Source organism: Bacillus sp. RE35, assembly GCF_052146655.1.
Taxonomy (GTDB): Bacteria; Bacillota; Bacilli; order Bacillales; family Bacillaceae_G; genus Bacillus_A; species Bacillus_A cereus.
This window is the reverse complement of the sequence record NZ_CP197377.1, coordinates 3571106-3591248: the sequence shown is the minus strand read 5'-3', so window position 1 is coordinate 3591248 and position 20143 is coordinate 3571106. Positions and strand designations below refer to the sequence as shown.

The window sequence follows — 20143 nt, the reverse complement described above, 5'->3', positions numbered from 1 at the left end:
AGAGTTGGCTAAAGGTAGCCAACTCTTTACTATGTTAAATGAAAAATAATGCAGCTAATGTAATTCCGAAGATGAAACCAAATCCGAGTTCAACACCCCAGCCACAACCGCCGCCTCCCCAGCCGCCGCAACCACAACTACTACAACCACGACCACCACATCCGCAGCTGCTGAATCCACCACCGCATCCGAATCCACAACTATCACACCTGCTAAGGCCTCCACAAAGGTCACAACCACCGTTTGCATAAGCGTCATAGTAGCCGAATCCTGAATCAAAAGATGAGCGCTGTTGCACCGGTTCAATCCATACAGAGCTTTGTGTCACATCGATTATTTTTCCTAAATGTATACGGCCATCACGGTCTTCAATCCGAACAACTTTTCCGAAGTAACGTCGGCATGTATCATAACATTTTTGTCTATGCATGTTCTTTCCTCCTTCCGCATTACAGTAATACGATATGTAAGGGGGACAAGTGCGGCTTGTACGAATGCCCTATCTATCATAATTGTTATAGGAAAGGGGAAATATAAGAAGAGGATATATAAGGAGGAAAAGGCATGAAATCTACAGATCAGTTTCAGACATACGAAGTACCGTGGGAAGAATTTATTGAAGCGTTGCGAGAGGAAATGAAGAAGCAAGTAGGGGCAGATATTATTGATACAGTAGTTTGCAATTTAGAAGATGGTTTTGAAGTGTATACATATGTGCAGGGGGATTTAGATTTTGAATATAAGGAAGCGCTTGAGAGAAAATACGGAAGTGATGCGAAGACACCTAATGTGTTAACGATAATGTTATTAGCTAGTATTTATAATACAGGTGAAGAGAATATACGCTTGCATGCGGATCATAAAGAGAATCCGATTGTTGAAGTGTATGTAAAGCAATGAAACACGCTGTGAAAGGCGTGTTTTTTAATTGTATGATAAAATGTTAGAAAATTAAGAAAGAAGGTGATGAGTTGGGAATTAAACATCTTAATTTAACAGTTGCAGATGTAGTAGCTGCAAGAGAGTTTTTAGAAAAGTATTTTGGCTTAACTTGTAGTGGAACAAGGGGGAATGCCTTTGCAGTTATGCGTGATAATGATGGATTTATACTAACGTTAATGAAAGGGAAAGAAGTTCAGTATCCAAAAACATTTCATGTAGGATTTCCACAAGAAAGTGAAGAACAAGTAGACAAGATAAATCGAAGATTGAAGGAAGATGGATTTTTGGTCGAGCCTCCTAAGCATGCCCATGCGTATACGTTTTATATTGAAGCACCTGGTGGATTTACAATAGAAGTGATGTGTTAAGTCAAAAATCAAACTTTTTGTTGTGTGTTTTTAAAATAAAAAGTAGGAAAAGTCTGTTTTAAGTGTGGAGCTTAAACAGGCTTTTTTACTTATATAATTGGATAGAGAATGCTAGAAGGAATATTACCAAGTGTCTGATCTGTTTACATAATAAAGTTATGGTGGGTTAGTTGTCCTAAAATACAAGTCATATATCTTGTTTCCTCTCATAAATTTAAACATAGGAATTTGTCTACAAAGGTGGCGAAGCCTCATCATGAAAATCCGAATTTGTGCCACGTTCATGTTGTTTCTATTTATATGTTTACCTTTATCAGCTTTTGCAAAAGGAGAGGAGGCAAAGGAAAGGGTCGTTTCACTTGTATATGACGATTCGGGCAGCATGAGAAATAACGATCGCTGGAAATATGCCAATTATGCTTTGCAAAGTTTAGTTGCGCTATTGGATGAAAAAGATAAATTTTCTTACGTTCCAATGAGTAAGCCGAATGATCCATTAAACATTTCGTTAACGAAGGATAAAAGGCAAACAGAAATTGAGGGAATTGGAGCGTGGAAAACGTATTTAAATACTCCATTTAGCGCGGTAGAAACGGCGATGCAATCTATAAAAAAGGAAGCAGATATAGATGGAAAACGTGAATTTTGGCTTATTGTATTAACTGACGGGGCATTTAATGATTTAGAAAAAGATAAGGTTGGCGGAAAAGAACAAATTTTGTGGAAATTAGCCCAGTTTAAGAAAGAAATGGATGCAAAAAAGATATCGTTACATCCAGTCTTAATTACGATGGAAGAAGATTTAGGACAACAAGAAAAAGAACAACTAAATACGTTCAAGGAAATATGGAAGAAAGAGATAAATGGCGTTACGATGCCGTCAAGCGGAGAAGATGGCATTGTAAAAAGTGTAAATCAAGTGGCAGCATTAGTTGCAAATCGTGATCCATTCTCCTCTGTTGAATCGATTGTAAAAACGAAAGTAGTGGGGAAAAGAGTAGAGATTACAACACCATTTCCGTTAAAGCGTATGACGCTTGTACGACAATCGCCTTCTCTGCCCGATTATCAAGTCACACAAATTTCTAAACCATTACAATTACAATCTTCTTTTTCCATACATGCACCAGGAGAAGCAAAATTGTTCGGAAATATAGTTCATATAAGTACGGAAAATGAGGAAGTTATTAAACCAGGAACTTATACGATAGAAGTGGACCAGGACATTGAGAAAGAAGGACTACAAGTATTAGTTGAACCAGCGCTTAATTATACGGTTTCTACTTATGACAAAGATGATAGTAGTCAAAAAAATGTAGAGAAAATGTACGAAGGTGTTACTGCTGTTATTGAAGCAAAGCCTACGGAGTTGCCAGTTCAGTCTTCTTACTTTCAGGCAGAAGTAGAAATAGATGGAAAACAATATGCAATGAAGTGGAACGATAAAAGGCATGTGTTTTATTACGAAACGAAGCTTGGTAAAGGATTAGTACGCGGGAAAGTTCATATGAATATAAAGGGGTTTTATAGACAGACGAAAGAATTTAAAATTGAAACAGCTGAGAAACCGAAATTATCACTTCAAACTGTTACAAAAGATTATGAAGAAAAAGTGACAAATTTAGAGAATAGTAAACCATTTGTTTTACAACCACAGTTAGATGGTAAGTTAATGACAGAAGAAGCTGTAAAAAAACTATTAAAATCTACTGGTGTCACATCTAAACAATCAATCAATTATGAAATAAAGCAACATGGAAATCAAATCTATGTTTATCCTCGTCCCTATTACTCCGACACATTTAATTTTACAGATACCGGCACCGTAGAAGCTACCATCGTAATGCAGGATTCAAAGTTACAAGAAGTAAAGAAAAACATAACATTCCATATTCAAGATGCTCCGTTTTATGAAAAATATGCGCTTATTTTTAAGTTTGTCATTCCTATCACTTTATTACTGCTAGTAGTAGGAATCATTGTTTTAGGATGGATTGTTCGGCCAAGATTTCACCGGAAAGCACTACTGTATTATGAATGGGATCAAGAGGTAGCGAAAGATTGGCTATATCAATCTGAACCAGAATTACTTCGAAATAAATGGTGGAACCATTATTTTGGTATCCCATTTAGAGCAGAAAGAAAAACCGTGCAATCCGTTACGTTTATAGCGAAGAAAGGTTCGAAATCTGTCTTTGTAGCGAAAGAATCACAAGTAGTTGGAATGATTATTGATGGAATGTTTATAGCAGAGGATGAAGTAGGAATGGAACATAAGACACTATATCCAAATGAACTTTTACTAATTGATAGGGGATATGGTAAAGAGATTTACAAGTACGAATGTGAATAGTAGGTAGGGATAAGAAGGGGATGGAGTATTGATCCTCTTTCCCTTTTTTCAAACAAGCAAGAATAGGAAGGTGGTTCACATGACATTACAAGTTCCAACAATATTAATTGGTTTAGGTGGAATCGGTAGTACTGTGACGCATCAAATATATGAAAAACTGCCTGAAGAGCGCCGGAAAAAGGTAGCAATGCACGTATTTGATACAGATGTGAATACATTAAGTAAATTCGATCATATTCGAAAGTTTAAGACACAAACAAGTTCTAGTAAAACGCCTAGGGAGTATATTGCGGGAGATCCAACGATCCCAGAGTGGTTTCCGATGGATCCGACTATACTTGATAAACCATTAACAGAAGGAGCAGGACAGTTACGCGTCATTTCACGTTTAGCGTTACGTGCTGCGATGAAAGAAGATAAATTGACGTCTTTTTGGCAAGAAATCGAGAAAATTTTTCCGGTTACAAGTGATCAAACGGAATATGGTGTGCGTGTCATTATAGTAACATCACTAGCAGGCGGAACAGGTTCAGGGATGTTTCTGCAAATTGCTTTATATTTACGTGAAATGCTTCGGAAGAAATTACAGCATCATAACATTTTAATACGCGGTGCGTTTTTAATGCCGGATGTTTTAGTAAAGACGAGAACGGTTAGCGCGAAAGAATTTGAAACGGTGCAAGCAAATGGCTATGCATCGTTAAAAGAATTACATGCTATTACGCTCGGGTCTACTGGAGAATTATCAAAACGCGGCGGTGTAACAATTGAATTAGAGTATCGCCCTGATCAAGTAGATGAAGACGGAAGAACGAATCATACAATTAAACAACATCATTTACCGTACAATTATTGTTTCTTATACGATTACGAAAACCTACATGGACACCATTTACACAATTTATCAGACTATATGGAACAGATGGCAAATACAATTTATTTACAGTTATTTAGCCCGATGTCCACAAGTCATTTTGCACAGGAAGACAATCAAATTCAGCAATTAGCAGAATCAAGCGGAAAAGGACGATATTGCGGGGCAGGAACGGCAAAACTCATTTATCCATATGAACATGTGTTAAAATATTGTGCTTTAAAATGGGCCGTGCAAGGTTTAGATGAATCGTGGCTTCATTTAGATCAACTGTTTCAAGAGAAGAAGCAAAGATACGATCAAGATGTAAAACGTGGGATGCAACGTGAAAAGCCGGAGAGAGGTAAAAGTTATTTAGAGGACTTGGAGCATCTTGCTACCCGTCCAGAGCAAGCTCATATTTTCTATAGACAAATGTACAATGAAACACGTGAAGGAGCAGAGGGTGGTAAGCTCGGAGTTGCGAAATCAAAACTGTTTTTAGAAGCTGTAGAAAGTTATGTACAACGAACGGTGCAAAAAGATGAGGAATTAAATCGTCTGCAACATGAGTGTAAAATTTCAGCTACGAAACTGAAAATGATGGAACAGATGAAGGGTGAAGTGGCAAGAGTGGATCATGCGGTGCGTTTATATGCGTATGCGATTCCGAGCCGGGTACATGAACATGTAACGACACTTTTATATGACATGATTGAATCAGACCGCTTTTCACCAAGTGGTTCTGAAGGGCAGTCCTATCAATTAAATACATGGTTTTTAAAGAAAACAGATCCCGTTCACCCAGTAGCAGCGCGTTTTATGTTATATGAAATTCGAAAGAAGTTAGTAGAAAAAATGAATCGACTACATGAAAATAATGAACAAAAGCGTAATGTAATTCAAAATTACGATAAAAAATTTAATGTGGGTAATATTGATGGAACGGTAACGGCTGTACGCCGAGTAGAAATTGCTCAACAACAAGGCTGGTTCGGAAAAATGATTAATAATCAGCAACGTTTATTCAAAAGAGAATTTGAAGACATCGTAACGCAATATGTACACAAATTAAATGAATATCGAAAAGAAATGCTATTAGAACTTGTATATCAATCGCTATATCAAGCAGTTAATAAAATGATTCAATATTGGGAAAGATTTTTTGATAATTTACATGAAACACGTGAAAATTTACTGTTTGAAATCCAAAAGCGCAGTAAGGAATTTGAAGGGAAAACAAACCCGACGAATGTATATGTATTAGCTGAGGAACAGCTGCAAGAAAAGATATGGCAAGATATGCAGCAACATTTAAATTTAGGTGTACTACCGAAAGATATATCAGCGGAAATTTACATGAGTTTGTACGGGGAATATTGTCGTGATGCGAAAACAGAAGAGATTCAGTCGAAAAAGGTAGAGGATTTCTACCGAGAACATATACTGAGCTATTGTTATGACGAACTGCAAGTACGCTATCGTGATAAATTAGAACTGAATATTATTGAAGCGTTGCGAAAAGAAGCAGATTATAAGAAACGTGATCGCGATGAATACGTTCGTGAAAAAATTGAAGACCTGTTCCATTTAGCGAGTCCATTCGTTCCGAAAGTTGCTCATCATAGGGAATTACAATATTGGGGTATACATCCTTCTTTAAAGAAAGAGTTGCAAGAGGAATTAATTCAAGCAATGTTTAAAGAAAAAGATACAGTACATGAAGCCTTTTCGCCATTTGAAGTGATCTGTTATCGAGCGCATTACGGCTTATCGCTGCAAGACTTTCCTAAATTATCATCAGGACATATTTCAAATGGATTTATGAATGATAAAGGTGACTATTTCCAATCGTATTATCGCCGTGTAAACAAATTAAATAGTAAAAAATCTAGTTTAACGCCGCATTTAGATAAGTATTGGCACTTACCAGCCTTTATGCCAGATTTAAATGCGACTCAAACAAAATTAGATTATGATAAATGTAATCGTGCATTACTATACGCATATATGTATCGCTGGATTAGTTTAGTTGCTGTTGATGGACAGTTTGTGTATCAATATAACGGTGTAGGACGTAGCTTTTTAATTCAGTCAATGGGGAAAAATATTTCAAGCGAAAGTTATAAATTACACAGAGCGTTGCTTCATAATCCGTTTATTTATGAAAACATCTTGTCACGATTTGAAGAAGAGCAAGAAAAGGCGATGATACAAGGTGGACATTTATATACACATCCGTTCGTATTAGGAGCCCAAGATGTAAGATGGCTTAGAAAAGAACATGTCCACAATCTTTTAGATATGATTTTAATGTATGATCGTGAAGCGAAGTATGATCCGACGTTAGAAGAAACATCAGATGAATTATTAAGACTATTCCTTGATGAAATCGAGTTGTATTTCCAGAACTATTACGGTACAGGTGCCGATATGGTGGCAAAGAAAGAGAAAGAAATGTTTATTAAACAATTGTGGGATCGCTCGCATGCGAAAGGATATGTAGATCCAAATAGCGCTCCGTATAAAAAATGGCAAAATTTATTAGGTGTTCAAGATGAAGAAGAAACGTCAAAAACGAATGTATAATGAATGAAAAGGGAATCCTTAAAAGTGGCAATACAACTTTAGAAAAGAGGGATTCTGATGCCGTTTTTAGGAAGTGTATATCAAATATTTGGGTTATATCCGGAACTTTATTATGGGATGATTTCAGCGGAGCTGCAAGAGGAAGCTCAGAAGGAGCATCTTGGAAATAGTAGTGCAGAAGCTGAAGCGGAAGAATAAAAAAAGTGCAGATGAAAATCTGCACTTTTTTGTTAGTATTAAAATGGTAAAATAACCTCAAATGAATTATTATTTTTAAATAATAATTCATTTGAGGTTATTATAATTTTTATTGCATTGTATGTAATGAAAATTGTATGAAAATCAATGTAATAAAATGTGTATGAATATTAAGGTGGAAAACAACAATGTTTTTGAGAAAATAATTATGTATAAAAATAACATTTGATACATAATCAACCGATTGTTTTTGATTGATTTATTATTGACAATATAATTAATTGTATGATAAATTCAATCAGCATTCTTAATGGTTTTTTGGTACGATTAATATTTTGAAAATTCAATACGGCATAAAGAGATTGATTTTTCTGTTTTTTTTGAGGTGGGTTACTAAGTCTATAGGGGAAGTGAACTATGTATATTTTTATTTTTAAAATAGAACAGTAATAAAGAATGTAACAAGTAAGAGATAAACTTGAAAAAGAGGTTTCAAAGAATGAGTCTTTTCATAAAGAAAGCAATGGATGAAGAAAAGAAAAAAGTATTGAATCAAACTTTAGGAGCGATTGATCTAACTCTTTTAGGGATTGGAGCAATTATTGGTACAGGTATTTTCGTATTAACTGGTATTGTAGCAGCGAAACATGCTGGTCCGGCGATTGTATTATCTTTTGTATTAGCGGCAATTATATGTGCATGTGTAGCTTTCTGTTATGCTGAATTTGCATCTACAGTTCCAGTTTCGGGAAGTGTATATTCATATACATATATGACACTAGGTGAGATTTTTGCATTTATAGTTGGCTGGTGTGTTATGCTGGAGTATTTATTAGCGACTTCTGCGGTTGCAGCAGGCTGGTCAGCATATTTTCAGTCATTGCTACTAGGTTTTAATATTCACATTCCTACGATTTTTGCTTCGGCACCAGGAATGGGGAAGGGTGGAATCATTGATTTACCAGCAGTTCTTATTATTTTAGTTGTTACATTTTTATTAAGCCGTGGTGCAAAAGAAAGTGCACGAATAAATAATATAATGGTTATTATTAAACTGGCTGTTATTGTAGGGTTTATTGTTGTAGGGACACAATATGTAAGACCAGAGAATTGGCAACCATTTCTACCGTTTGGTTTTCACGGTGTGGTAGGAGGCGCTGCTACTGTATTTTTTGCTTTTTTAGGATTTGATGCAGTTGCAACAGCCGCAGAAGAAGTGAAGCGTCCACAACGTAACGTGCCAATCGGGCTACTTGTTTCCTTGTTCATTTGTACGGTTCTATATGTAGGTGTTTCATTCGTGTTAACTGGAATGGTTCCGTTTACGGAATTAAATGTTGCTGATCCTGTTGCATATGCGTTGCGCACTGTAGGAGAAGATAGAATTGCTGGGTTGTTATCGGTGGGAGCGATAGCAGGGCTAACAACAGTTCTGTTAGTAGCTATGTTTGCATTTGTTCGTGTATCTTACTCGATGAGTCGAGATGGATTGTTACCAAAAAGACTTTCAAGTGTCCATAAACGTTTACAAACTCCATTTTTTAATACATGGGTTACAGGTATACTAGCAGCTTTATTAGCGGGATTAGTGGATTTGAATTTATTAGCTAATTTAGTGAATATGGGAACGATAACAGCATTTGTGTTTGTATCTATAGCTGTCATTGTATTAAGAAAGACACATCCTAATATGAAGAGGCCATTCCGTGCTCCTCTAGTACCTTTTTTACCTATCGTTTCGATAGTAAGTTGTATATATTTAGCTTTGAACCTTTCTAAGCTTACTTTAATTAGTTTTGTGGCATGGATTATAATAGGTGTTTTCATATATTTTGTATATGCTAAAAAACATAGTAATGTTAGAAATAGAAATAGAAATAGAAATAAAGTATAGTCCATTGAAATAATACTTGTAATGGAAATGAAAACACGCTACTTATTCATATAAGAACAAGTAGCGTGTTTTTTCTATTTAATAATCCCATTTTCTAAAATTTTAATAGTTGGTGCCACTTTCACATTAGCTTTTGAAAAGGCACTCGGCCAATCATCTTCGACTTGTTTCCATTCTTTATATTGAAACGCTCTCGCATAATCACCAAATCCGAATGGATCAAGTTGCTGTTTTTGAATGTTGTGGATTAAATCGTTCAAATCTTTGTTTAGTTGTTTTGTAATAAGAGAAGTTAATTTCTTTCTATCTTTGTCTATATCCATATTGAATGTAAGTTCAGAGACAGCAATTTTCAAATCCATTTTAACATGAAATTTGAAGTGGTTATCGCTATAATCTGTATGGATATCACGATTCATGCTAAGAACATTTATTGTTACGAAATCGCCGCCATCGGTATCTTTTAAATCACTATTACTTTCAACTGAAGTAGAAGGGATTTTCAATGTAAGCGAAACCGGTGTATTCGCTTTCTTTTGTAACAAAAGAAGAAGGGCGCTTTCATAACGATTTAATGACATTTTATAAATTCCGCGAGAAGTTAATAGCGCGGAACCAGTAACGATAACATCCTTTTTACCTTTTTTTATTTCTGAAATAGCAGGTGTTATACCTTTATTAAACGTTTGCCTGTGAAATTCATGGAATGTCGTAAAAACGGTCCGATTGTACAGTTTGTTCGTATTAATTAAATCTGTTAAATACTCGGGAAGGGCAGGCTTATCTTTAAAGTTATTATATATAACTGAAGAAATTGGACCGTCTACTGCAACCATGCGCATGTTTCCAGTGTTTTTAGGATCACGATACCAAACATCAAGGTAAGGCATAGCCCCTTCTTGTTTTAAAAAATTTGTGCTAAATAAAATGAGCTGTAACTTTTCTGTAGATACTAAACCGCCACTTGAGCTATTAAACGTTGCTTTTGCTTCTCGAGGTGTACGTACTTTCGCTTCATGTGTTTCGTACTTTTTTTCTACGTCTTCATTAAAAATAGGATTCACGTGGTACACAATTAATTTTCCTTTTGCTTTTGCGTCAAAGCCGTAAATTAATGAAATCGATTGTTTTTCTAAGTCGAGTCGATCTCCACAGCCTGTTAAAAAGGTTATGAGAAAGTAAAGTATAGTGAAATGAATAAAGCGCCTCATTTAAACTCTTCTCCTTTTCCAATGCTGATAAAGTGTCATGTATAAGAGAAATACGACTGGGAATAGAAAAACGATAAAATAACTAGCAGTTCCCCAAAATTCCCGCAACGCACTTATCTGATAAGAAGAAGGGATATAAAAGAATAAGATGAAAATACACCCGAATAATAAAACATAAATAGGTAATGAACTGCCTTTTTTGTTAAGAAATTGATTAATTCCATCTGAAGCAGTGAAAATATAAGGAATACAGGAATCAAAAATAATAAAGAGATAAAATGACAAAAAGATAATTTCAAATCGCTCAAGAAATGAGAAGTGAAACGGTGTAACAAGAGAAAGAGTCGGCCATAAAAACTTTGTTATACCATCTGGACTAAAATAAACAAAAGAGACAAAGGTGACTTGAAGATAAATAAATAGCGTAATCAAATTCGCAAGAACAATTCCTTTTTTTGCAGATGATTTATTACTGAGATAAGGATAAAGGACAAATGCAAACTCAAATCCGAGAAACGCAATGATAGTTGATTTTACTGTGTTTAAAACTGGTATCCAGCCTTCTTTAAGAAGAGGAAGAAGATAAATCCAATGCCCATCTTTAAGCGGAATAAACAATAGAAAAGGCATCCATAGTGTGAAAAATACAGTGAAAACAGCATAGCGACTTATAATAAGAACGCCTTTACATGCTAGCATTAACATTGGAATAGATAGTAAAATCATAATTAAAAACATTGGAGTTCTAGGTAAAATCCAAATGTGAATAACGTATAAGAGGGAAAAAATTAAGGAAATAGCTGCAAGGACAGCATATAAAATCCAAAAAATCATTCCTACTCTTCCTAGCCACTTACCAAGATAACGAGTTAGCACATCGAGTAAAGTATATCCAGGATGCTTTTCCATAATTTTCACAATACATAAACTGACTAAAGTAGTGAGAGCACATCCAATAATAATAGACATCCAGCCATCTGTATTTGCCCCTTGTGCAACTTCACGCGGAAGTGTAAGGACACCGAATCCTACTTGAACACCACTAATCGTTAAAATGTATTGAAATAAACTAATCTCCCTCTTTGCACGTTTTGTCACTTATTATCCTCCTTTTCCTCAACATCTCTTTGCCGGTTATCTTGTTTTAATTGTAGAGATAGTGGCCGTTTCTTCATAAATTTCCATGGGAAACGTACAAGGGTATCTTTTAAATCCGAAGCAAATAACGGAGAAAAAGGACTACCATAAGGAACACCGAGAGATTCCATAGAAAGTATATGAATAATAATGATTGCCATCCCAACCATAATTCCAATGACGCCAAATAAAGAGGCGGCTATCATCATTGGGAATCGAAGAAGCCGAATTCCTGCTGACATTTCTAAGTTAGGAATAATGAAGGAGGCAACCGCAGTAATTGATACGACGATAACCATAACGTTACTAACAATCCCAGCTTGAACGGCAGCTTGTCCAATTACAATTCCTCCTACGACGCCGATTGTTTGCCCAACAGGTCCAGGAAGCCGAATCGCTGCTTCTCGGAGCATTTCGAGAACTAATTCCATTAATAAAGCTTCTAATATGGGAGGAAAAGGAATTTTGGCTCGAGATTCTCCAATCGTTAACAACAATTTGAGCGGAATCACTTCATAATGGAAGGAAATCATAGCAATATAAAGAGCAGGAGCAAATATTGCAATAAATAGCCCAGTGAAACGAAGGAGTCGTATAAAAGATGGAATCATAGGTCTGAAGCTGTAATCATCTATCGTCTGAAAAAAGGATGAAAAGGTCATAGGTCCTATTAATACGCCTGGTGAGCGATCTACAACAACGGCAATTCGCCCATCAAGAATATGATGTGCTGTTGTGTCGGGGCGTTCAGTTATTGATAATTGCGGAAAGAGAGTAAATGAATTATCTTCAACAAACCCCTCTAATTCACCAGTAGTAAGAATCGCATCAACTTTTACTGACTCGATACGGGATGCCATTTCTTTTACGACATTTTCGTTCGCAACATCTGCTAGATAAAGCAAAAAAACCTTTGAAGTAGCTCGTTCACCAACAGTGAATTCCTTCACTTTCAGTTCGCGATTTGGAATATATCGACGAATAAGTGCAAGGCTGTCGCTCGCTACTTCATTAAATCCTTCGTGTGAGCTTTTTATGGAGCTCTCTGTTGTAGGTTCTTCAATACTCCTTTTTGGTGCCGCTTGCGTATCGAGCTCTAAAGCGGATAGTTGTCCGTTTATAAATAAAATACTTTTGCCGTGTAAAAGAGATTGTTCAATGTCTGTCCACTGTTGAACTTTTTTAATATTTCCGATAGAAACAGAGGCTTTCCAAAAATCGTCTTCATTCCAATCTTTAAATAAGAGAGGACGAAGAATGTTTACGTTAATAACAGTTTTGTCTACAAGTCCTTCCATATATATGAGTGCAGCTTCCTGTCCGTTTTTTAATGGAAAAGTGCGTGTTATTAATTCTGGAATACCGCTAAACAGTTTGGACAAGTGCTTTAAATTAAGGGAAAGGGAAGAAGAGATAGATTTATTTAATGCGTAATCAGCTTGCTCTTGGGTAGAAAGAGATTTTTCACCACGAATCCATTTATTAAAAGACCCCATTTGTTCGCTTACTCCTTGTTATGTTTTATCCCGATTGGTGAGGGCTGATAATCAGTGGGGGATGAAGAAAACCCCCCACTGATTAAAGTTTCACTTTATATGGGTTATTATGGATAGTTACAAGCTGACATATGCGTAGTTTAAATTTTATATTGTATATTTTTAACTTTAACGCTATAATTATAGTGTTAAAGATGGAATCGTGATATGACCTGTTATGACTCTATCGTTTTATTTATGAATAAATGGATTGGTATTTTAGCAAGATGTGCTAATAAACTACTCCACCATGATAATAACGTGCCGAAATGTGGTGCGTATATTTTCGTGGTGGAGTTTTTTTATTCTCAAAAAGGGGGAAAGACCATGAATAACAACATGGTTCATATTACAATTGACGGAAAAAAGTATACAGCGGAGCCCGGTTCAACGATATTGGGTGTTATTAATGAGAACGGGATTGAACATCCGCAAATTTGTTACGTGCCAGAAGTAGATCCTATTCAAACATGTGACACTTGTATTGTAGAAGTTGACGGAAAGTTAATGCGTTCTTGTTCGACGATAGCAACGGAAGGTATGAACATTGAACGTGCTTCTGTTCGCGCAAAAGAAGCACAAACAGAGGCGATGGATCGGTTACTAGAAAATCATTTATTATACTGTACAGTATGTGACAACAACAATGGGAACTGTAAACTGCATAATACAGCAGAATTAATGGAAATTGAACATCAAAAATATCCGTATGAACCGAAAGTAGATGTAAGTGAAGTTGATATGACGCATCCGTTTTATCGCTATGATCCTAATCAATGTATTGCATGCGGTCAATGCGTTGAGGTGTGTCAAAACTTACAAGTAAATGAAACGTTATCGATAGACTGGGAAGCGGAACGCCCACGAGTTATTTGGGATGAAGGAGTAAATATTAATGATTCTTCATGCGTTAGCTGTGGTCAATGTGTAACGATTTGTCCTTGTAACGCTTTAATGGAGAAAACGATGCTCGGTGAAGCTGGATTTATGACGGGATTAAAACCAGATATTCTTGAACCGATGGTAGATTTAATTAAAGAAGTTGAGCCTGGATATAGCGGTATTTTTGCGGTATCAGAAGTGGAAGCGGCCATGCGTGATACTCGTACGAAGAAAACGAAAACAGTATGTACATTTTGTGGTGTAGGTTGTTCGTTTGAAGTGTGGACGAAGGGGCGTAAAATTCTTAAAGTACAGCCATCTTCAGATGCACCAGTTAACGCAATTTCCACTTGTGTAAAAGGGAAATTTGGTTGGGATTTCGTAAATTCTAAAGAACGAATAACAAAACCTTTAATTCGTAAAAATGGAACGTTTGTTGAATCTACATGGGAAGAAGCACTGAATGTAGTTGCAAATAAATTAGGCGCTATTAAAGAAGAGTACGGTAAAGGTTCTATCGGATTTATTTCTTCCTCTAAAATTACAAATGAAGACAATTATGTAATTCAAAAATTAGCTCGACAAGTATTTGGAACGAATAATATTGATAACTGCTCACGTTATTGCCAATCACCAGCAACGGATGGTTTGTTCCGTACAATTGGTATGGGCGGTGATGCCGGAACGATTAAAGATATTGCGCAATCTGGTCTTGTTATTATTGTAGGATGTAATCCGACAGAAGGTCATCCTGTTCTAGCTACACGTATTAAACGTGCACATAAATTACACGGACAAAAGTTAATTGTAGCTGATCTTCGTAAAACCGAAATGGCAGAGCGATCAGATGTCTTTATTAGTCCAAAACAAGGAACAGATCAAGTTTGGTTAATGGCTGTTACGAAATATATGATTGATCAAGGTTGGCATGATCAGGAATTCATTAATGAGAATGTAAACTTCTTTGAAGATTTCAAAGAAAGCCTAGAGGAATATACACTTGAATATGCAGAAGAAGTAACAGGCATTTCAAAAGAAACGCTTATTCAAATGGCTGGAATGATTCGTGATGCAGATGGTACATGTATCCTTTGGGGTATGGGGGTAACGCAAAATACAGGTGGTTCTGATACTTCCGCTGCAATTTCAAACTTACTTCTTGCAACAGGGAACTACCGTCGTCCAGGAGCAGGCGCATACCCACTTCGAGGCCACAATAACGTACAAGGTGCTTGTGATATGGGTACTTTACCAGGATGGCTTCCAGGATATCAGCACGTTACTAACGAAATGGAACGTGCGAAATTTGAAACTGCTTACGGAGTGAAAATTGATAGTGAACCAGGTCTTAATAATATCGAAATGCTTCACGCAATTGACGAAGGAAAAATGAAAGCAATGTATCTTGTCGGAGAAGATATGGCTCTTGTAGATTCTAATGCAAATCATGTACATGAAGTGTTATCGAGCCTTGATTTCTTCGTTGTGCAAGATGTTTTCCTTTCTAAAACTGCTCAATATGCAGATGTTGTATTACCAGCAGCGCCATCTCTTGAGAAAGAAGGTACTTTCACAAATACAGAGCGCCGTGTCCAAAGATTATATCAAGTTCTTCCTACGCTAGGAGATGCGAAACCAGACTGGTGGATCGTCCAGGAAGTTGCGAATAAACTAGGTGCAAACTGGAATTATAGCCACCCAAGTGAAATCTTTGCTGAGATGGCAAGTTTATCACCATTGTTCTCGCAAGCGAACTATGAAGTGCTTGAAGGATGGAACAGTTTCCATTGGGGAAGTTTTGATGGAACGAATACACCACTTCTGTTCCAAGACGGATTTAACTTCCCAGATAAAAAGGCTCGTTTTGCGATTGCTGACTGGGTACGTCCAGCTGAATTTCCAGCTGAGTTTGACCTTCACATTAACAACGGTCGTATGCTTGAGCATTTCCATGAAGGGAATATGACAAATAAATCAACAGGTATTCAAACGAAAGTACCTGGTGTTTTCGTTGAAATCTCTCCAGACCTTGCAAAAGAACGTGGCGTAAAAACAGGTTCGTTAGTTCGTCTTGTCTCTCCTTTTGGAGCATTAAAATTACGTGCACTCGTTACAGATCGTGTAAAAGCGAATGAGTTATATTTACCGATGAACTCTACAGATAACGAAACGGCAATTAATTTCTTAACAGGTCCTGCTGTGGATGTACGTACGAATACACCTGCGTATAAACAAACAAAAGTACGTATGGAAGTATTAGAAGTTGATGGCGAAAATCCGATGCCAAAAGCGAACCCACGCAATAAAAAACGTCACCCTCAAGCTGGAATTGAGGTACATCGTAAGTGGGCACGTCCAGGATATGTGCATTTAACGGATAAGTAGGAGGAGAAAACTATGGCTGCACCTATAAAAATGATTCAAAAACAAGAATTAACTGAGGAAGAAATAAAACAGCAAAAGTTAGATGATTTAAAAGAGCTTCTAACTAATAATGAAGAAGCTCTAAATCAGATGTTTAATATAGTAGGGGAATTAAATGACATTGGAATGCTAGAAGCTGCAAATTCAATGCTAAAAGCGAAAGAACCAATTGCGAAAATTGTTCTAGGTCAAGTAACTCGTGAGCCTGTTACAAATTTAATTAATAATATGATGGGCGCTGCAGGTGCGTTAACTGAACTTGACCCAGAACTTACGAAAAAGCTTATAGGTAGTTTATTAGTCGGGCTAGAAGAAGGTAATGAACATCTAGAAAGTAATAAAAAAGTAGGGGTATTCGATCTTATGAAAGTATTGAAAGACCCAGATATTAACCGTGCTATCGGGTTTGGGCTTCATTTCTTAAAAGGTATGGGGAAAGGGTTAAAAGACGAATAAACTTCATGAAGTGAACCTTTCCGCCCAAATATTTGTAGGAAATAGTTTGGGCGGAAGGCTCATTTTGGTAAAATATATAATAGAGTAAAATGAGGCTTTTGGGAGGTATAATTGTATGTCAAAAAAAGTACATGAATTTAATGATATGATACGAAAACTTCGAAAGGAACTTTTCGGAAAAGGACCAGAACGAATTCATACTGTTTTTGCGGAAAATATGGCTATAGCGACTCTTTATGGAAACTTAACACCTACTGAAAAATTTATTTCAAGTACGATGGACGGTGCGGAAATGGTTCATATGGCTAGAACGAAAATGATTCAAGAAGTGTATGCTGCGAATTCCCGTGAACATTTGGAGGAACTTGTTGGAGCGAAATTAGTGAATTTGTTTTCAGATATGAAAGTAGAAGAAGATATTGCAGTTTCTGTATTTGTTTTTGATAAAAATATAACGTGAGAGAAGGATACTGATCGTGAAACCGATACAGGTAGAAAGAGAAATCTTTCGTTATGAACAAGGAGCATTTAAACATATAGAGGACAGCATTGTAACAGAGTTTCCTGTCACCATTAAAATGAACGGACAGGAGTTTGTTACAATGGTTAGTACTCCAGAATATATAGAAGATATGGTAATAGGCTTCTTAGCGTCTGAAGGAATCATTCGGAAGTATGAAGACATTGATAGTGTATGGGTGCAGGAGAAAGAAGGATTTGTGCATGTAACAACGACAAAAGTAAATCCGTATTATGAACAAATGCAAAATAAACGCTATATTACGTCTTGTTGTGGTATGAGTAGGCAAGGGTTTGTTTTTGCAAATGATGCACTAAGTGCAAAAAAAATGAGGGGTGTCCATGTACAGGTTGCTGCCGATGATTGTTTTCGGTTAATGAAAGAAATGCAGCAATCTGCGGATACGTTTCATCGTACTGGTGGGGTTCATAATGCAGCTTTATGTGATGTTAATGGTATTATTTTAAGCCGAATGGATATTGGTAGGCATAATGCACTAGACAAAATTTACGGTTATTGTTTAAGAAACGATATTTCTATAAAAGATAAAATCATTGTTTTTAGTGGTCGTATTTCTTCGGAAATATTATTGAAAGTTGCAAAAATCGGTTGTGAAATTATACTATCAAAATCAGCTCCAACTGAGTTAGCTTTGCAACTAGCGGAAGATTTAGGTATTACGACAATAGGATTTATTCGTAATCACTCCTTAAATGTATATACCCATCCAGAACGTGTTTTAAATATAAAATAAAAGTGAGGCAATGAAGATGAAATCAGTTACATTAGACAAGTTGCAACGTCCGTTAAAGGATTTACGTATTTCAGTTACTGATCGCTGTAATTTTCGCTGCCGATATTGTATGCCAGAAGAAATATTTGGTCCTGATTACTCGTTTTTGTCTAATGATAAAATTTTATCTTTTGATGAAATTGAAAGGATAACACGTATTTTCGTTTCTTTAGGTGTGAGAAAATTACGGATTACAGGCGGAGAACCGTTACTTCGAAGAGGGCTTCCAAAGCTTATTGAGCGCCTTAATAAAATTGATGGTGTAGAAGATATCGGTTTAACAACCAATGGATCGTTACTTAAAAAGTTTGCTCCTGATTTATATAAGGCGGGACTATCACGTGTAACAGTTAGCTTAGATTCCTTAGAAGAAGAGCGGTTTTTCTATTTAAATGGTAATAGGAGCAAAGTGCAAAGGGTTCTGGAAGGAATACAGGCTGCAGCTGAAGTTGGAATGAAAATTAAAATAAACATGGTCGTTCAAAAGGGAAAAAACGAACAGGACATTTTGCAGATGGCGCAATATTTTAAGGAAAATAAGCATATTCTTCGTTTTATTGAGTATATGGATGTTGGAAATTATAATGGTTGGGATTTAAAAGAGGTCGTCTCTAAACAAGAAATAGTAGATACGATTCATCAAGTTATGCCGTTAGAACGGATAGAAGCAAATTATTCTGGTGAAGTGGCTACTAGGTATCGTTATATAGGAAGCGATGAGGAAATAGGTATTATTTCATCAGTAACAGATTCTTTTTGCTCATCATGTACGAGAGCTCGTATTTCTGCAGAAGGAAAATTATATACTTGCTTATTTGCTTCTAAAGGAAATGATTTAAGAGAATTGCTTCGTTCTGAACATACAGATGAGGACATTACAGATGTAGTACGCGATATATGGAATAATAGGGAAGATCGTTATTCAGATGAACGCTTAAATCATACAAATAAGAAAACAATACCTAAAATTGAAATGTCACATATCGGTGGTTAATATATAAAGCTAGCGTCATAGTGAAAAATGGAAAATTTACAAGAGTTGTGGATTTTCTATTTTATAGTAAAAGTGATGATTGATATCTCTGTAAAAGATGTGCAGAGAAATTAAGCAGCATTCAAAAACCTTTATTTTGAGGAGGTTTTTTGAAGCTGCTTTTTTATTTGGAGAAAATGGAGGAATGGGTAATGGCATTTCATAAGCCGGAACAAATTGCTGAGCTTGTCATTGAGGCCGGTGTTCAAAAAGTAAGACAGACATTGCCAGCGATGCTTATTCTCGGTTTTTTAGGAGGAGCGTTTATTGCGATAGGTTTTTTACTTAACATTCGAGTTTTAGGGAATTTACCTGAGCGCTGGGGAAGTCTAGTGAATGTTTTAGGAGGAGCAGTATTTCCTGTTGGACTCATGCTCGTAGTATTAGCAGGAGGAGAATTAATTACGGGAAATATGATGTCACTGTCTATGGCGCTTTATGCAAAGAAAATTACATTAATAAGTGTACTGAATAACTGGGTTTGGATTACTCTCATGAACTTTATTGGGGCAATTTTCGTTGCGTATTGCTTTGGACATCTTGGCGGATTAACAGAGGGAGAGTATTTAAATAAAACGGTAGCGATAGCGGAAGGGAAGTTACATGAATCATTTGGGAGAACTTTAATTTTAGCAATTGGTTGTAATTGGCTCGTTTGTCTTGCTCTTTGGCTCGCTTACGGGACGAGTGATTTTGTCGGGAAAATCATCGGAATTTGGATTCCAATTATGGCATTTGTAGTGATTGGATTTCAGCAAGTAGTAGCAAATATGTTTGTCATTTCCGCTGTTATTTTTGCTGGTCATCTAACGTGGATGGATCTGGCTAAAAATTTTGTTCCTGTTTTTATCGGAAATGTAATTGGAGGAGCTGGGTTTGTTGGTTTTGCTTACTTTGCTTGTTATCAGAAACAACATTCTAATATGAAATAGAGTTCTTGAGAGGAAGGGTATGT

Annotated in this window: 16 protein-coding genes; 12 read left to right on the top strand and 4 right to left on the bottom strand. The window is 36.3% G+C overall.

The features are described 5' to 3' along the window. Positions 1 to 34 precede the first annotated feature (34 nt). Complete coding sequence (locus ACTL4X_RS18230; protein ID WP_000555000.1) at positions 35 to 430, bottom strand: hypothetical protein; 396 nt, start codon at positions 428 to 430, stop codon at positions 35 to 37. A 134-nt stretch (positions 431 to 564) separates the two neighbouring features. Between ACTL4X_RS18230 and ACTL4X_RS18225 the strand changes: the two genes are divergently transcribed. The 6 genes from ACTL4X_RS18225 (at position 565) to ACTL4X_RS18200 (ending at position 9197) form a co-directional block, all read left to right on the top strand. Then, complete coding sequence (locus ACTL4X_RS18225) at positions 565 to 900, top strand: hypothetical protein (protein ID WP_000842900.1); 336 nt, start codon at positions 565 to 567, stop codon at positions 898 to 900. 71 nt (positions 901 to 971) lie between these two features. Next, a complete protein-coding gene (locus ACTL4X_RS18220; protein ID WP_000511518.1) occupies positions 972 to 1310 on the top strand; it encodes a VOC family protein in 339 nt (112 codons plus the stop codon). A gap of 256 nt (positions 1311 to 1566) precedes the next feature. Then, positions 1567 to 3663 (top strand): vWA domain-containing protein, encoded by a 2097-nt coding sequence (locus ACTL4X_RS18215; RefSeq protein ID WP_000702069.1) that lies wholly within the window; start codon positions 1567 to 1569, stop codon positions 3661 to 3663. Between the two features lie 79 nt (positions 3664 to 3742). Further along, complete coding sequence (locus tag ACTL4X_RS18210) at positions 3743 to 7105, top strand: tubulin-like doman-containing protein (protein WP_441394937.1); 3363 nt, start codon at positions 3743 to 3745, stop codon at positions 7103 to 7105. 57 nt (positions 7106 to 7162) lie between these two features. Further along, positions 7163 to 7303, top strand: a complete 141-nt coding sequence (locus ACTL4X_RS18205; protein ID WP_001116195.1) for a hypothetical protein — start codon at positions 7163 to 7165, stop codon at positions 7301 to 7303. A gap of 499 nt (positions 7304 to 7802) precedes the next feature. Then, positions 7803 to 9197, top strand: a complete 1395-nt coding sequence (locus tag ACTL4X_RS18200) for an APC family permease (protein ID WP_000051654.1) — start codon at positions 7803 to 7805, stop codon at positions 9195 to 9197. Between the two features lie 74 nt (positions 9198 to 9271). On the opposite strand, the gene gerSC is transcribed toward ACTL4X_RS18200, so the two are convergent. From gerSC to ACTL4X_RS18185, 3 genes are read right to left on the bottom strand one after another with little or no spacing between them, the layout of a single operon-like run. Beyond that, on the bottom strand, positions 9272 to 10408 hold the full coding sequence (gerSC, locus tag ACTL4X_RS18195; protein WP_001252213.1) for a spore germination protein GerSC: 1137 nt from the start codon (positions 10406 to 10408) through the stop codon (positions 9272 to 9274). Further along, positions 10409 to 11506, bottom strand: a complete 1098-nt coding sequence (locus ACTL4X_RS18190; RefSeq protein ID WP_000166517.1) for an endospore germination permease — start codon at positions 11504 to 11506, stop codon at positions 10409 to 10411. It lies immediately after the preceding gene. Then, positions 11503 to 13041, bottom strand: coding sequence for a spore germination protein (locus ACTL4X_RS18185; RefSeq protein ID WP_000534523.1), 1539 nt, complete (start codon positions 13039 to 13041; stop codon positions 11503 to 11505). The genes ACTL4X_RS18190 and ACTL4X_RS18185 overlap by 4 nt, the downstream gene beginning before the upstream one ends. A gap of 366 nt (positions 13042 to 13407) precedes the next feature. On the opposite strand from ACTL4X_RS18185, the gene fdhF reads away from it, so the two are divergent. The 6 genes from fdhF to ACTL4X_RS18155 all read left to right on the top strand — a co-directional run bounded on the left by fdhF (position 13408) and on the right by ACTL4X_RS18155 (position 20120). Further along, positions 13408 to 16347, top strand: a complete 2940-nt coding sequence (gene fdhF / locus ACTL4X_RS18180) for a formate dehydrogenase subunit alpha (RefSeq protein WP_001063638.1) — start codon at positions 13408 to 13410, stop codon at positions 16345 to 16347. Positions 16348 to 16359: 12 nt separating this feature from the next. Continuing rightward, positions 16360 to 16842, top strand: a complete 483-nt coding sequence (locus ACTL4X_RS18175) for a DUF1641 domain-containing protein (RefSeq protein ID WP_000729897.1) — start codon at positions 16360 to 16362, stop codon at positions 16840 to 16842. 115 nt (positions 16843 to 16957) lie between these two features. Continuing rightward, positions 16958 to 17302, top strand: a complete 345-nt coding sequence (locus ACTL4X_RS18170; protein ID WP_000039582.1) for a DUF2294 domain-containing protein — start codon at positions 16958 to 16960, stop codon at positions 17300 to 17302. 16 nt (positions 17303 to 17318) lie between these two features. Beyond that, complete coding sequence (gene fdhD, locus ACTL4X_RS18165) at positions 17319 to 18116, top strand: formate dehydrogenase accessory sulfurtransferase FdhD (protein WP_000802690.1); 798 nt, start codon at positions 17319 to 17321, stop codon at positions 18114 to 18116. Between the two features lie 16 nt (positions 18117 to 18132). Next, positions 18133 to 19149, top strand: a complete 1017-nt coding sequence (gene moaA, locus ACTL4X_RS18160) for a GTP 3',8-cyclase MoaA (protein WP_000844124.1) — start codon at positions 18133 to 18135, stop codon at positions 19147 to 19149. Positions 19150 to 19340: 191 nt separating this feature from the next. Beyond that, on the top strand, positions 19341 to 20120 hold the full coding sequence (locus tag ACTL4X_RS18155; RefSeq protein WP_000863998.1) for a formate/nitrite transporter family protein: 780 nt from the start codon (positions 19341 to 19343) through the stop codon (positions 20118 to 20120). Positions 20121 to 20143 lie beyond the last annotated feature (23 nt).

Coding starts and splice junctions, on each gene's coding strand:
- ACTL4X_RS18230 (WP_000555000.1), bottom strand. CDS start 430: ATGCATAGACAAAAATGTTATGATACATGCCGACGTTACTTCGGAAAA.
- ACTL4X_RS18225 (WP_000842900.1), top strand. CDS start 565: ATGAAATCTACAGATCAGTTTCAGACATACGAAGTACCGTGGGAAGAA.
- ACTL4X_RS18215 (WP_000702069.1), top strand. CDS start 1,567: ATGAAAATCCGAATTTGTGCCACGTTCATGTTGTTTCTATTTATATGT.
- ACTL4X_RS18210 (WP_441394937.1), top strand. CDS start 3,743: ATGACATTACAAGTTCCAACAATATTAATTGGTTTAGGTGGAATCGGT.
- ACTL4X_RS18205 (WP_001116195.1), top strand. CDS start 7,163: ATGCCGTTTTTAGGAAGTGTATATCAAATATTTGGGTTATATCCGGAA.
- ACTL4X_RS18200 (WP_000051654.1), top strand. CDS start 7,803: ATGAGTCTTTTCATAAAGAAAGCAATGGATGAAGAAAAGAAAAAAGTA.
- gerSC (WP_001252213.1), bottom strand. CDS start 10,408: ATGAGGCGCTTTATTCATTTCACTATACTTTACTTTCTCATAACCTTT.
- ACTL4X_RS18185 (WP_000534523.1), bottom strand. CDS start 13,041: ATGGGGTCTTTTAATAAATGGATTCGTGGTGAAAAATCTCTTTCTACC.
- fdhF (WP_001063638.1), top strand. CDS start 13,408: ATGAATAACAACATGGTTCATATTACAATTGACGGAAAAAAGTATACA.
- ACTL4X_RS18175 (WP_000729897.1), top strand. CDS start 16,360: ATGGCTGCACCTATAAAAATGATTCAAAAACAAGAATTAACTGAGGAA.
- ACTL4X_RS18170 (WP_000039582.1), top strand. CDS start 16,958: ATGTCAAAAAAAGTACATGAATTTAATGATATGATACGAAAACTTCGA.
- moaA (WP_000844124.1), top strand. CDS start 18,133: ATGAAATCAGTTACATTAGACAAGTTGCAACGTCCGTTAAAGGATTTA.
- ACTL4X_RS18155 (WP_000863998.1), top strand. CDS start 19,341: ATGGCATTTCATAAGCCGGAACAAATTGCTGAGCTTGTCATTGAGGCC.